This is a genomic window from Sphingomonas sp. PAMC26645 (assembly GCF_004795835.1).
Lineage (GTDB): Bacteria > Pseudomonadota > Alphaproteobacteria > Sphingomonadales > Sphingomonadaceae > Sphingomonas.
Map to the genome: position 1 here is coordinate 3,022,116 of NZ_CP039249.1, position 14,065 is coordinate 3,036,180.

The following is a 14,065-nucleotide window of genomic DNA, read 5'->3' on the forward strand; positions in this document are numbered from 1 at the left end:
ATCAGCCGAATTAGATCGGAACTGAACCATGTCGCCTCAGGTCCGGTCACGCCCACACCCGGACGTCCAGCTAGGCAATTCCCACTCCCGAAAGCAGACATCCGTTCAGCACGGCCATTCCCGATTTTCCATAACCGAGCGGCATCCGCTACAGGATGCACCGATGGCGAACTTCAGTTCCAATTACGGAAGGCTCGAGGGCGACGAACCGCGATATCTCGTTAAGGGGCCAAGGACGCTGATCGCAGAACGCGACTACGCGTTTAGCCTCTATGCGGTCGATGTCGTGGTTTCGAACGGGATGAGCGGGCGGCATGTCCTTGCGGTCCCTGTTGCGATCAGTGCGGTTTCCGTCACCGTGGGGGTCATGTTGACAGAGGAGGATTCCCGGAAGGCGGATGCAGGTGATATCGACGCGATCGCGTCTCTCGCCAACGCAGTGCAGGGCGGCTTCCGGCGGTTCCGAACGTTCCCGGCAAATGAGTTAGGCCGCTTCGTCCTTTAAAAGTCAGTCGTTACGGTCGGCGATCACAGCGTTCGAGACTGGACGTCCATTTGTCGAGCGATGCACCCCAGCTACAGTCACTTTTGTAACGTTCATGATATTGTCGCATTGATCTAGGCAAGTGGGCGGGTGAAGCTGTCGGCGATCGCTCGTAACGCTAAGATTACCTAGGCCTGATATTGCTGTACCACGCGATTGTTTCGTACTCCGATCGGGCTATTTTGTGGGCGTTAGCGCGGAAAGGGTAGCAAGTTGGCAAGCAGAGCGACCAACGCAGAACCTCAATTCCTATATAGCCCAGCCGTGCGCGTCTCGGTGGACGCAGCTTTCGGTCTCGAATCCAATCTACAATGGGATGCTTTTCAGCGCGGTCTTTACACCAAGATTAATACAGCGTTGGACTGGCAGGCGAGCCTCCTACGGCAACGTGGCCTCGTAACCGTGGCCGAGGTCCGCGCACTTGTCGAGCAACGTAACAAGGTGCTGCTTGAAGCGCGCTCGCCGCTGAGCCCGTTCGGTCGGCTTTACAGCGAGATCCTGAAACCCTCGAACGACCTGCCTTCCTTCGAGAAGCTGCTTCGACATAAAGGTAGCATTGAGGCGATTATTCAAAGCGCGGGCAAAACCCGCGCCACGACCAACAGGATGGTTGCTGCGTTCAGGGTAGTTGGCCGTGGCACGGTCGTGCTCCAGCTGGTCTTTACCGTTGTGCTGGTAGTCCGTGCTAAACCTGAGGATCGGGCTCGCGTGGCGGCCCGGCAAGGGGGTGGTGTCGCTGGCGGGGTAGTCGGCGGATGGGCGGGAGCATGGGCTGGATGTGCCGGGGCATCGCTCTTAGCCTCCCCGTCGCTCGTCCTTCCGGTTGTAGGCGAGGTCACTACCGGAGGCGCCTGCTTGGTAGGCGGGTTCGTCGGTGGCCTCGGTCTTGGTGCGCTGGGAGCATGGGGCGGCGAGCAGGTCGGTGCGACCGCCTATGACTATGTAACCAAGTTTACGTGGGTGCGCCGATGAGCATCGTAGACAAGCTTAATCGCTGGGTCGGCGCGCGGATACATGCAGGTCGACCTCAATTGGCCATAGAGGGACAGCACCTCGTGCTGCAAACAGAGACGGGCGACCGGAAGGCGTTCCGGCTATCGGAACTGACTCAGGCGACGCTGGCGCACCGTGACGTGTACGCGGGCGACGCCATTGTCCTACAGCTAGGCTTTTCCGATGGGCGTCTTTTGGAGGTCTTCCAAGACCACCCTCTCTGGTTCGACTTGATGACGGCGTTGGATCAATCGGGCATGATCCCTGTTCCATCTGCACAGTGGCAGCTTCAGTTCCTCGCCGCCGGCGACGGCGCTCCCATACTCAATCTCATGGCTCTGAGCCGCACATAGACGAGGGAGTTCGTGCCACCGCGAGGCCCCATGAACAGCGTGTCTTTACTGCCGCAATGTCCAAAAGCGGTCGGTCCGCTTTCTTCCCAACTCGGACATTCCCGAAATCGGATCGTTTTCCGAGAATGTCCGAGCTGATCGTACTGATCGGGGTTCGGGCGTCACTAATCAACGCAGGACTGTGTCGGTAAGCCTTTATCCAGGATCGTCATGCAGCCCACTCGCGTGCGGGCTTGGCATGCGCCTACCGTTCGTGGCTTCTGCCCACGGACCCAATGGTAGTCGTCGGGCAACGTGCACTCGCCGGCACAATCAGACTTGGCGGTGCAAATCTTACCGGCGTCCACAAACGGTTTATCACAGAACCAACGCCGCCCGTCCGTTCCATATGAGCGGAGAACTCCGCCGCTAGTGTTGCAAGCTGCCTGACGATCAACATTGCCAATTTGCGGCTCCATCGCATAGCTAGCCACAGCGATACCGAAAGCTGCTCCGATAGAGCCACATACAATTCAGTTCATCGGATGATGATAACAGCCGCGCGATTGTCCGCAACCGGGGCGTTTCCCCAAATCCAGCCGGCTTGACGCCGATCGGGAAGGTTAGGACTTCTCCAAAAGGATCGATTCCGAGAACGCTCCGGCCTTGTCGATCGCCCTTCCTAATTGAGAAAACTGAAGCCATTAGAACTATACACGGATCATTCTCCAATCAGTGGAAGTTGCGCCAGCATGTCCTTGAGGTTAATCGCGTCTCACGGGATATGCTCGGAGATTGTGAGCCCGACGATATCGGTGTGCGTGGCAACGCGGGAAATGAGCTGAACGGCATCTCGGATATCGATCTGCCCCTCTGCCACATCGCCGAAGTCATGTTCACCACGGCCTGGGCGAGCAAACAGCACAGACCGAAACAGCGTGGGTCGAGAACATCGAGGTCGAAATGGATCGCCAAATGCTCGATGCCTCGCGCTACGATCCATTCGGCAATCAAGTCCGTGTTTCGCTTGCATAGCGCAGCATGCTTCGGTCTAGGCCGGCCAGGTGACGAGTCCGTACCTAGCTACAACGCAACTTCTGCGCTCGCCGTGTCGAAGTCACCTCGCGGGCTTTGGGCGGCCAAGCAGGTTTGGGCAGGGTTTGCGAGCTGTAAGAACGACCCGACCGCCGTCTAGGCGAGGGAACTATTGCGGAGACGCCTGCTCGTTTCCAACCATAGCGTCGTTTTAGCTTGCCTATCCGCAAAATAAACGGAGGTCTGAATATGGCAATCGCAGGCCGAAATCGAACGGGCTGATTTCCTCAGATTTTGTTGAAGAAGTAGGCCTCGGCGCTGGCTGGCACCCGGTCTGAAATTAAGGCAAGCCCACCTACCTCCTCAGGCGGGTGCCATCTGCGCCGGCATCGGAACGAACTTGGCCATCTTGCGGAGGTTCTGGGTAGTGGCGGCGAGTAGGAACTCGTCCTTGGCGCCGTTTGGACCCCTCCAGGCGCAAGCGATCCAACTTCCGGATACGTTTGAGGTGCGCGAACGACATTTCTACTATCTTGCGCTGTCGACGAGACGTCACATGGGCCTCCGTAGTGGCGATATCGCGAGCCAGATCGCGGGCGCCGTCATGGACGGAGCGCAGGATCTTCCGGTGCGGCCCATTCGGGCAACACCGCGGCCGCAGGTCGCGGGCATCGCATGCGGCCTTGCGAGTGCGGTATCTGTAAAGGCCATCGACTGGCGGCTGCTCGTTTGCAGCGCGGCCCTCATGTCGTGATCACGCCCCCCGCCCCTCGAAAGATGTGGCATTCCACCATTCGACCTCCAACGGGCGGTAAGGTGACCTCGGCCGCCGGTCCCGATCGTCCCTGCGGCAGGTCGGATCCGGACCCACGCATCCTGCTCCGGCGTACACGGAAGCGGTGGATCGGAGCAGAACGCACGTTGTTTATCCGTCCGCGACGTCACGAGGGCCCGCAATGGCAACGCCGCGTACGGGACGTTGGTTCTACCGGCCTGCGCCGACCCGACCATGAGACCCCTGCAGGAGATCATGGTGGCGCCGGGCTGCCTTGACGCACCTCAAGCCGAGGGGTTGGACGGTTGTCGATGCAGCGCCACCCTCGACGCCATAGCCGAGTTCGCGCGCCCCAATGTCCTCAAGGTCAAGAATGACTTGGGAGGACCGCACAGCGCCACTAGGTGGCAACTCTCATTTCCGGTCGGCGGACTGGTGCGGGTGCGATGACGGGATCCCGGCTCCCCTCAGTCAACGTTGGCGGATCGCACGCTGACGTCCGCCTGTCGGAGCAGCACAGGCGGCCAGCTTGAATCAGCGTCTTCGGCAGCAGTCGAGTTCAGCGACGATCGTTCCGGCCTGATACGTGACGACGAAACATCTGCCAGGGTCACCGCGCGATGGTCGTCCATTCACGAGGCCCCGATGCGGATCGGCTTAAGGATTGCAGGACCGGTACTGCAGATGACCGCTCTCGATGCACTGGGATGACCCAACCCACCGGCGACGCGGCGCTCCTCACCTCAGTCGACTCTACCAGCGTCGACCTCGCCCCGCGTGTACCGACAACGGCCGCCCCACGTTCTCCAACCGCTTTTAAAAAGATCGCACCGCAGCAAGTGTGGGGCGCGACCCACGGAAAAACGTGACGCTGGTGCAATGCTGTATAATGTTGAAGACCAGAGCACAGGCGCTTGGACTGGCCTGCGATGAGACGGAAGGAGGCGGGCGTAAGCAAGCTGGCCTTCAGCAATGTACGGCCGACGGTTCAGACGACCGTGGCAAGGGAGATCGATATGAAAATGGCGATGGCAAGAGTGCGTGTGGCAGCGATGGCCTCAGCCGCCGCCTTGATGAGTGTTTCTGCCTTGCCGGTGCATTCTGCTGGCGGTCAGACGGCTGAAGCGAAATGGCCCGTCTACGTCAATGCGCGCTTCGGCTATCATGCCTGCTATCCGGCTGCGCTGCTCAAGCCAGCCGCCGTATCGCCGAATGGCGACGGACGTCGTTTCACTGGCGCTGGGGGTGCCGTACTCAGTGTCTGGGGTAGCAACAACGCGCTGGGAGACACCGTGGCGTCGAACGCGGCGGCGGATCGCGAACGCCTGGGCAATGGCGGCGAGGTGACCTACTCCGTCGTACGGCCAACCTGGTACGTGCTGTCGGGGACACGCAATGGCCAGATCTTCTACCTGAAGTCGGTGTTCGCCCGGGACGCCTTCAGCACGATGGAACTGCTCTATCCGGCGAACGCCGGAAGCACCTGGACACCCGTGACGTCACGACTCTCACGCTGTTTCGGCGTGAATTGAAGCCACTGGGGTCAATGGTTCGCGAGGAAGACAGGAAGCCTACCGCCCGCAAAAATCCCTCGTCTGCATGCACTTCATATCGTCTTCAAGGGGCCATCTGCAAGCAACTCGCCGATGCAGTCGGCTTTGACCCGCAGTAGAAATGTATCGTCGAAATACAGGATCGACCCGGTCAACGACCATAACACTCTAACGTGGGCTCCGAACCGGGGACACAGCGTAGCAAACGCAAGAACCGTTGCAGCTCGATTAGAGCCGCGGATACCCGGATTTCGGCGCAGAATATGTCTTCTGCGGAAGGTCGTTCTGCTACGCAGGGCGAGCTGCAGCGGATTGGCCAAGACTTATTCAGATGGAAATGAAGGATTAATTATGGATTGGGATACCAATCGCGAGAGCATTCAGGCGGCTGTTCTAGCGACCTTCGACGAATTGATCGTATCGGTAGGAGATGAGCGCTTATATGTCATCTGCCTGCAGACGGCGGAAGACGGCATCAGCGTAGGTGCGGGTGCCAATACCGAATAGGGTTATTCCGCGAGATGCGCATTCGAGGCCGAACTCGAGGATATGACGCCTGAGTATCGTAGTTACTTGCGTTGGTCCCCTGCCGAATGGCGCTTTGAAGTCGTTGGTGATACGCATTTCTCCGCGGTCAATCGTGACCTTAGCGTTTTGTTGACGGACTCAGACATCAATTTCACTGGCCATTTTGCTCGTCTGATACAAACAATGACCGATGGACTAGCTTACCTGCGCAAAGAGAGGGCGGACATGCTTACCAACGTCGCGCTATTTGTAACCGTATCCGACAGTGAAACCGCTGAAGAGGTCGAACGACAGTCTGCAGGTCTACTTAATCCGCAGAGTATTTCAAACGCGCTACTCGCTAGATATTCTTAGTTGCCAGAATGACTCCATGTCGCGGTTCGTCCTAGTTTCCAAGACGGTTGGTAGAGCCCGAAAGTGGGCTGCACTGTAATCTTCACCCCTTCCAAGACTCGGGAACGGGCAAGTATCCGTCGCCCGATCTAACCGGCATCGACGGTGGCTTGCGGACCCACACTTATTCGTCCGATCCGTTGACCCGGGTTGATCCGGGGGGTCTTTCAAGCGAGCCCGGCGCCGTCACCTATCCCATTCATCCTACGTCGGCACGACAGCCCGGTAGCTATTCAAGTGGCATCGCGAGGGCTTGGGCTCAGGAACACTGACTGGTCCGCACAACACGAAATGGAACGGTCTACTGGACGAGCGCCCAACGACAGGAGCTGCTACAAACCGGCCGGGTTCGTGGCGAAACCGAGCGCTATGTCAATAACGCAGCAATGGCTGCTGCCCTGGGAAGATTATCCGCGTAATATTGGCTCTCTGTCGAACGGACGTGCAAACCTCCCGAACGACCGTTTTTACAGCAATCAGGGTCACCGTGGTGATTGGCAGAATAGCAGAAGCGGACGCCTGGTCGATCGTCGGGAAATGATACGACGGTTGCGCGCGGAATGCCTTTGGGAGAGTAATTTGAACTACACCGAGCCAGTACATGATGTTGTTTAACCCAGTAGCCAAGCTGGGCCCGCGATACCCCTTGAAGCGCGCAAAATAGCCACCGACTTTGATCGGCAGGTTTTCGGTCAGGCTTTGGTCAACGTTATCGCGTCGGCGGGGTATCTTAGAAAGGTGGACGATGATCAAATCTCCTGATGAGGCATCCACGGTCTGGCTCGAGTTCGCTTCGGCGATGAATAGGTGGAACGACAACTTCTACCCTGTCATGAAGGAGAATGCCGCTGCATTCGCCGATGAGGCCGCCGCCGAGCTCAAACCGATATTTCGCCAGTACGTCTGGCCGAACGCCGTTCGTGGCGACGAACGTCTTAAAAACCCCGCTACGAGCCGCCCATCTGACTACGACGCGGACAGCGATACGATCGAAGTTACGCAGTCTGGAGACACCAAGACGATCATATACGTACAGTCGAAAACGGGCTTTCAAGACAGGTTTCGCTACGTGATGACGCGCCGTGGCAGCGAGTGGAAACTGTCAAAACGCGAGGTCTATAACGACGTGTCGGGAAAGTGGAAATCTCATCACGTATGATTAAACAATGGGCCTATAGCGTCGATCAACGACGATGCGCTGTAAACGTGATGTGAAGGCGCGCCCAGGATAGTATTCCCGTTCGATCAACCCTTGCGACATTAAGCGGATAGTTTTTCGATTTAGTCCTCAAGCATGATCGCAACGTAGATTTACAGGGCAAAGACTTGCCCGAGTGCACAGTCCCTTCGGACGGAAACGCCTGTACGAAAGCGGCATTCTGGCGAGACCGGACCACCAGGCTGCCTGATTCAGTCCGGAAGGGGTTGGCCTCTTCCATAACTGGCCCGCCACCGTCCCCTGCCGTCGTCCGATCGACGACGCCGGCAATTTCGCCAGCGGAGGTCCGTCGGTGGCAGCCGATCGACGCGAACGTCGAAAACCGCCCCGCTCCCCGGAGTCGCAATCCTGCGACCCAGCCCGGCACCGTGGATCCGCGTCACGAAGAGTGCGTCGGGGAATGCGACATCAGGGAGACCGGCGTCGGCCGCATCTCATACCGTTCAGCGGCCCATACTACCTAGGCACGAAGTGGATCTTCGGCGTTCGACTCCGGGAAGGTGGAATCCGTCAGGTACGGAAGCGTGTTCAGTGCTCCTCGTCCGAAGAGCGGCGGTTGGACGATGACCGCGAGTGCGGCTCGATCGGCTCCGCCGGCGACGTCGGCAGCACCGGCGGATCTCCAGCCGCTCGGGCGAAATCGACGATCGCGTGACGCAGGTCGAACGGCATGTCTGCCACGAGCGACTCGATCGCGACCTCCGTCCGAGTGAGGAACTGGCCGGCCTTGTGCGCTAGGGGAGACGTGGTGGCGTAGTCGGACACCACCGCATCCATCATCGCGCCGCTCGCGAAGACGGCCACCCCGATCACCAGGTTCAAGGCGGATCGCTTTGCGCGCTCCGCCGCCTTGCCGCCCTGGAACGCGCCACGCTCGGCGGCGTCACGAAGCTGCCTGAACACTTCGAGATCGCCGTTCGTCAGCAAGGCGAACTCGTGTGCGGAACGCACGACGTCCGAGGTGGGCTGAAGTTCGGAAACCTCGAGGAGGAACCTGCTTGCATCGTCATCCGCCTGACGAATGCTGGGGAACGCCCGCAGCCATGGGGCCAGGGTCCTGATGAGATCCCCGAGCGGACGGCGCATCTCCGGCTCGAGAGGAACGGCGAACGATTCGGCACCCGACGCGAGCCGCTCGTCCAGTTCCAGGAACGACGCCATCTCCAGGCTCGCGGGATATATGAGACCCAGCACGGTCGGGATCTCGAGCGGCGGACGATCGAGCAGCGCGACGATCGAGGATGCGGATCTCGCGATGCCCGTCCAGCCGGGCTGGTTGTCGAGCCTCGCGGCCAGCCCGGCGAACGTCCGCGCCTTGTCCAGCGCCGCCGACTGCAGCTGCTGCGTCATCGGCCGACGTGCGGCGGCGTCGTCGTCCTCGTCGCCGGTGGTCCTCATCACGAAACGGTCCTCGACCGGTTCGAAGACGGCACCGCCCGGAACCTGGCTGAGCTTCGCCACGCGCCTCGCGTTCGTCATCTGGAAGGCCGCCGCGTCGAAGTCCTCGGGCGGCCACTCCGGCAGATCCATCCCGAGTCTCAGACCGATCTCGCCCAGTCGCTCCTTGACGTCGTTCAGCGACCTACGTCCGAAATCCGGCAGCCTGAGCATCTCCGCTTCGGTCCGCGAAACGAGGTCGCCGACGTGGATCATGTTTTCTCTGCGCAGCAGCGTCTTCGTCCGGGCGGTGAGCGCCAGTTCGTCCACCCGGCCGAGCAGGGCGTCCATCAGCGGCATCGCCGGCGTTCCACGTGATAGCGTCGAACGGCTGCTCGAGATCAGACCCGCCAGCCTGCGCAGGGCTTCGGACGACGAATGGCCGTTCCAGCCGGAAACGTCGACCAGTTCCCAACCGTCCCCGGAAAATGCCGGCACCTTCACGCTCGTCGTCACGAAGATGCGCTGCCGCACGGTTCTGGCAGCGCTCAGCATCCTCATCAGCCTTGGGAACTGCACAGAACCGACGAGGACGGGGGTGGCGACCACGACGACCGCACCCGCGTCCGCGGCGATGATCTACTCCGGGCGTTCCGCGTCCGCCGTCCTGATCCGGAAGCCGGGAAGCAGTTCATGAAGGGCCGAATGAAGGGCCTCCACCAGCACGCCGTCGCCAGGGTGTGCCAGTATCGTCGCTGCGGTCCAATCTTCCATGTCCGACTGCTACGCATGCCCCGCCCGCTTCCGCACCCCCGTCTGCAGCGTCGGCGAGCATCCCGAAGGTACTGGAACGGCGCCCGACGTCCCGCTCGCACAACAGTACGATTAGTCTGTTCTGTTCCGGGTGACACGTACGTCGCCCCGGGATGACGTGCATGTCACCCTGGCGTACGGTACGGAAGCGGCCTGCATCAGGTTCTCCGGTGGCAAGACGGCACGCATCGTGATGCATCGTGTCTACCTGCCGGACGGGGTTTCGACGGGCTCATGCGAAAGCCGAGACAAGAAGGTCGTAGAACGCCTTCTCGGTCGCAGCCGTGTCGACCGGAGACTCGTCGACCCGTGGCGTTTGGGAGAGGCGATCGCCCGAAGGCTGACGAACGCACCAGGAATCGTTCGTGCTATCACACGGAAAACCCTCCGCGGCCCGCGGACATTTCGACCGGCCTAGGCATTCGCCTCCTCCAGCCACCGTACGTACGAATGCATCGACGCAAAGCCGGGAGCGGCGATGGAGAGGATGGCCCGGCGGGCATGCGTTTCGTCGCTCCTGCGCGGATCAGTCCCTCGTCCTCCATGACGCGGATGTATCTGAGGGCCGTCGTCTGGGCGACGCCCGACGCAGCACAAGCCGACGTGATGGAGACCGCCCTGCTCTTCATCGTTGCATCGAACAGATCGAGCAGTATGTCCCAGGCGGGATCGCAGAACAGATTGGACGGACTCACGAACCGCTCCTTCCGCGCGCTCGTACTTGCGATCAGCTGATCGAGGCGTCGCTTCTGTCCCAAGGTGAACATCTCGAAATCGTACTCTTGATCCTCACTCTGCAGTGATGCCCGATCATCCATCCGGACTGATCCCTGTATTCGGGAAGGCTCCACGAGCGGTCGAAGCCGTCGAGCTTCATTCTCCGGGAATGGCGCCACGTGCCGATGGCCAGCAGAATTTGGACAGGCCAGCTCCAGACCGTGATCAGCAGCGCATATGCGACACGGATCGTCTCCGGGGCGACCAGTTTCACGAAGTGGGCGCCGACCGCATCGAGCTGGAGCGCCACGACGAGGAGCGGCCACCCCCGATCAGCCCGTACTGCGACGCCGAGGAGCCCTGCGAAGAGCGCCACGTCCACCGCGAACACGTTCAGTTCGAGTCCGTAGAACCGGGCGGGCATATGGGACCAGTTCACGATCGTGGCGACATATGCCAGCAGGAGTCCGGTGGCCACGAGCCGTTCGGGCGCGCCTCCGCGCCATAGGGCGTAGCCAGAGGTGACCACCAGCAGCGCGGCGAAGGCATAAACCCGGAGCATCGCCGCGCCTTACAGTTCGGCTGTGGCAGGCGCCATCGTTCAGGCTGCCGCCACCGCTGCCAGCGGAACGATCGAATTTGGTGGACTTCGACGACCGATTGACCAGCCTTCGAACTTCGATCGCAGTCGGCCACAGATGTCGTGGCAGGAGGTTGCAGTTGGGGTTCGTGCTCGTCTCCGTCCTCAGATCCGGATTGCGGCGGCCGAACGTGACACCGCCTTGCCGGTTGGCGGGAATGAAGGCGTCCGGCCGCTGGAGCAGCAGGCCCTCGCGCCCGTCCGGCTTGAAATAGCCGACACCGGGATGGCTGTATTCGTCGGGCAGTCCGATGCAGTGACCGAACTCATGACTGAACGTGCACGCGGACTCGGTCGCCGCGATGTGCATCTCGATCCTGTGCGACTGGGTCCAGACGCCGGACATGACGAACGGCGGCCGCTCGGTCCTGCCCGGGACCATGGGGAGATCGTTCTGTGTCGGGTACACGCACAGGACGTAATCGGCGCTTGCCATCGAGCGAGCCCATCTGATTCGAAACTCGACATCCAGGCTGCGTGAGACGCCGGTGGACCGTCCTCGCTCGTCCAGCACGAACAACCTCAGTTTCAACCTGCGCTGGATGCCGCTTTCCCACATCCATGCCGCGTCGGCACCTCGCCTACGCAGTTCAACCTACGCGACGCCGCATCGAAGTCCAGTGCCGCGCGACGTCCCCATGCATCCGGAATCGATCTCACGGGAACGAGCAGAACCAGCCCCCGGATGGATTCTCGCTCTATGGCGCTGGGACGCCCATCGATGCGTCCAGCGGAGATATCGCCCCTTGGGATCGTGGAACTTCGCATGAGACGGCTTTGCCTCGAGTGCTTCGATGCGACGCGCGATCCTTGCGAGATCATCCGCCGCACCGGGTTTCAGCCTTCGCGGATCTCCTCGGATGGATCAGAGGAATAGCGGATCCCTCCGGATCTGCTCGTAGGCGGCAGCGCCCTGACCCTTCACGAGGGACATAGCCGGATGCCAGCCTGCGACGGACTAGCAGGCTTATGGATCGAAGGCGTTCGAAGAGAACGATATGAACGACGACGGATTGCCTCGTCGCGAAGCGCTGGCGCGATGGGAGGGAACGGGATCAACCATCTTCTCACGAAGGTGGTCATCGTCTGCGGGCATGCCAACATGTCCGACATCGACGCCGGGCCTCGGAACGTCGATGGATGAAGTCGACGTCACCCCACCTTGGGGGCTTGGGTTCGACCCGCCGCGCACATCCAGGATCACAGGGCAAGTTCCAAGGATCCCCTCAGGCCGATGAGGACGAAGCGGAAGATCTGACCGATGTCGCAGACCAATGAAGTGTTCCAGCGAACTGCGCCAAACGAGCATGAAGGACTGTCTGCGCGGAAATACGCCGAGGGGCCCGACTGACGTCAACTTTTAGGTTGTCACGGGGTATGCGTCCGCTCACCATGGCAACCTGTTCGTCGCTTCGCGTCGGACCGTTTGCCGGATTTGCATCACGGAGGGGACGTGCTGAAACTTGGTAGCCATGGAGACGGCGTGAAGGCTCTCCAGACGACGCTGAAGCGATACGATCCGACGCTGGTACCAGATGGACGTTTCGGCCCGGCGACGGAGCGTGCCGTTCGGTTGGCGCAACGTCGCTGCGGCGTATTCCCTGCTGACGGCATAGCCGGACCAAGGACGCTTGCAGGCCTGGCCTCCGCGCGTCGAAGGACCCAGGCGGCCCGCGATCCGAGTTGGTCCGACTGGGCGGCGTCGCTGATGAGCGCGGCCGGAACCGCATTGAGGGGACTTGAGAAGGACGTCTCCGACTTCGTTTCCGCGCACATGCCGAGCGCGAACGACGTTCCAAGAGCCATTCGCCCTGCGGTCGTACCGGCCAGAAACAGAGCGGTGTCCGCAACCATGCCAGCCGGTGAAGTGCGGCCCGTAGCCAAGATGACGACATCGAGGGACGGGCGGCGCTTCATCATCGCCCATGAGGCGGTTCGCGGCGTCTCCAACCGGCTGCATTGGCCAGGTGGGGTGAGCGGCGTCACGCTCGGCCCAGGATACGACATGGGGACGAGGACGCCCAGTTCGGTCACCAGCGACTTGATGACGATCGGCGTCGAGCGGTCGGTCGCAGAAGCTGTCGCCGCTGGCGCTGGCATAAAGGGTCACGACGCGAAGGTCTTCGTCAAGGCCAACAAGGATCTGGTTACGATCGACATCCACCAGGAGTCGGCGTTGCTTGACCGGATCGTACCGCACTACGAATCGATGGTGAAGGGCAAGATCCGCATACCGCTGCATCAGTATGAGTTCGATGCGCTGGTGTCCTACGCATACAATCCCGGCGGGGGCTGGAGGAGCACGACGACGTTCGTGAACGAACACAAGCCTGGCGCGGCGATGGAAGTCATCGCCCGCCAGATCAAGTCCGGCCCCGACGTCGTGGCCAGCCTCGTCGTCCGTCGCAAAGCGGAGTCCCGACTGTTCCTCTACGGAGAGTATAAGTGATCCGACCATCCTCGCTTACCCTGCTGTTTGCTCTTCTCCCGGGTGCCTGTGGCAGTCCGTCCGCCGCAGTGACGGCAAACTCGGATACGGCCTCGGCCGTAGGAGATGGTCCTGTCGCTACGGCGCCCGTCTCTTCCTCCGCTCAGGACACTTCGCGTGCACCTACCGGACCATCGTCGAGCGCTTCTGCGCAACAGGTCCCTGGAGATGGCACGGTCGGGCCCGTCGCCGGAGCCAATCATGCAACGGTGAACGAGTCGCTGAAGCGTGAACTCGTCGGTGCGGGCAAACTCGACGGGTCGCCCCTGACGGATGTCCGCATGACGGGAAGGTGCAATACCGCGTTCGTGACAGCTGAAGGCACCGTCACCGTCAACTGGACCAAGGTGGGGAACTTCGCTGGGGAGTTGGACAATGGCACGGCCACCCTGCCGATCGCGGACGATCAGGGTCGGCACGTATTCACGATAGCGGACGGCCCGGGTTTCCGACGCGTCGATGGTGGAATGGGCCTGCTGTCGGACGACTGTCAGAGCTAATGTCCTTCCGTGAGGGCCGACGCCGGGGCCGAATGTCGTCGAGAGACACGCGAGCGCGCAATACGAACCACTTCGTCGAGGTGTGCAATCCTGGTTGCCGCATGGTCCACGCTGAAGCGCGGCCCTCCCGGTCGTGATCATGAGGCGGCAGCGGAGGC

At 61.0% G+C, this 14,065-nt stretch carries 12 protein-coding genes and 2 pseudogenes; 10 read left to right on the forward strand and 4 right to left on the reverse strand.

Annotated elements, in window-relative coordinates:
• Positions 1-163: 163 nt before the first annotated feature.
• From E5673_RS13965 to E5673_RS13975, 3 genes are all read left to right on the forward strand, one after another.
• Positions 164-505: a hypothetical protein gene (locus tag E5673_RS13965; RefSeq protein WP_136190459.1), complete on the forward strand. Its 342-nt coding sequence runs from the start codon at positions 164-166 to the stop codon at positions 503-505.
• Between the two features lie 303 nt (positions 506-808).
• Positions 809-1,516: a hypothetical protein gene (locus tag E5673_RS13970; RefSeq protein WP_136190460.1), complete on the forward strand. Its 708-nt coding sequence runs from the start codon at positions 809-811 to the stop codon at positions 1,514-1,516.
• A complete protein-coding gene (locus tag E5673_RS13975) occupies positions 1,513-1,890 on the forward strand; it encodes a hypothetical protein (RefSeq protein WP_136190461.1) in 378 nt (125 codons plus the stop codon). Before E5673_RS13970 ends, E5673_RS13975 begins: the two co-directional genes overlap by 4 nt.
• A 1,377-nt stretch (positions 1,891-3,267) precedes the next feature.
• Here E5673_RS13975 and E5673_RS13980 read toward each other — a convergent pair.
• Positions 3,268-3,565: pseudogene (locus E5673_RS13980) on the reverse strand (transposase); the annotation flags it as partial.
• A gap of 1,130 nt (positions 3,566-4,695) precedes the next feature.
• Here E5673_RS13980 and E5673_RS13985 point away from each other — a divergent pair.
• From E5673_RS13985 to E5673_RS13995, 3 genes and pseudogenes are all read left to right on the forward strand, one after another.
• Positions 4,696-5,211: a hypothetical protein gene (locus tag E5673_RS13985; protein WP_136190462.1), complete on the forward strand. Its 516-nt coding sequence runs from the start codon at positions 4,696-4,698 to the stop codon at positions 5,209-5,211.
• A gap of 333 nt (positions 5,212-5,544) precedes the next feature.
• Complete coding sequence (locus E5673_RS13990; RefSeq protein ID WP_136190463.1) at positions 5,545-5,739, forward strand: DUF4303 domain-containing protein; 195 nt, start codon at positions 5,545-5,547, stop codon at positions 5,737-5,739.
• A gap of 30 nt (positions 5,740-5,769) precedes the next feature.
• Positions 5,770-6,114: pseudogene (locus tag E5673_RS13995) on the forward strand (DUF4303 domain-containing protein); the annotation flags it as partial.
• Positions 6,115-6,525: 411 nt separating this feature from the next.
• Here the strand turns inward: E5673_RS13995 and E5673_RS14000 are convergent.
• Positions 6,526-6,906 (reverse strand): hypothetical protein, encoded by a 381-nt coding sequence (locus E5673_RS14000; RefSeq protein ID WP_136190465.1) that lies wholly within the window; start codon positions 6,904-6,906, stop codon positions 6,526-6,528.
• Here E5673_RS14000 and E5673_RS14005 point away from each other — a divergent pair.
• Positions 6,899-7,312: an NTF2 fold immunity protein gene (locus tag E5673_RS14005; protein ID WP_136190466.1), complete on the forward strand. Its 414-nt coding sequence runs from the start codon at positions 6,899-6,901 to the stop codon at positions 7,310-7,312. The genes E5673_RS14000 and E5673_RS14005 overlap by 8 nt on opposite strands.
• Positions 7,313-7,900: 588 nt before the next feature.
• On the opposite strand, the gene E5673_RS14010 is transcribed toward E5673_RS14005, so the two are convergent.
• A complete protein-coding gene (locus E5673_RS14010) occupies positions 7,901-9,304 on the reverse strand; it encodes a DNA-directed RNA polymerase subunit alpha C-terminal domain-containing protein (protein WP_168711632.1) in 1,404 nt (467 codons plus the stop codon).
• Between the two features lie 759 nt (positions 9,305-10,063).
• On the opposite strand from E5673_RS14010, the gene E5673_RS14015 reads away from it, so the two are divergent.
• The gene (locus E5673_RS14015; protein ID WP_136190468.1) at positions 10,064-10,297 is read left to right on the forward strand and encodes a hypothetical protein; all 234 of its coding nucleotides are present in this window, start codon (positions 10,064-10,066) and stop codon (positions 10,295-10,297) included.
• On the opposite strand, the gene E5673_RS14020 is transcribed toward E5673_RS14015, so the two are convergent.
• Positions 10,290-10,841 carry a hypothetical protein gene (locus tag E5673_RS14020; RefSeq protein WP_136190469.1) on the reverse strand — a complete coding sequence of 184 codons (552 nt, stop codon included), beginning with the start codon at positions 10,839-10,841 and terminating at the stop codon, positions 10,290-10,292. The two genes, E5673_RS14015 and E5673_RS14020, sit on opposite strands and share 8 nt — an antisense overlap.
• Positions 10,842-12,804: 1,963 nt before the next feature.
• Here E5673_RS14020 and E5673_RS20080 point away from each other — a divergent pair.
• Both E5673_RS20080 and E5673_RS14030 read left to right on the forward strand, forming a co-directional pair.
• Complete coding sequence (locus tag E5673_RS20080; protein WP_247599396.1) at positions 12,805-13,368, forward strand: muraminidase; 564 nt, start codon at positions 12,805-12,807, stop codon at positions 13,366-13,368.
• Positions 13,369-13,616: 248 nt separating this feature from the next.
• The gene (locus E5673_RS14030; protein ID WP_136190471.1) at positions 13,617-13,907 is read left to right on the forward strand and encodes a hypothetical protein; all 291 of its coding nucleotides are present in this window, start codon (positions 13,617-13,619) and stop codon (positions 13,905-13,907) included.
• Positions 13,908-14,065 lie beyond the last annotated feature (158 nt).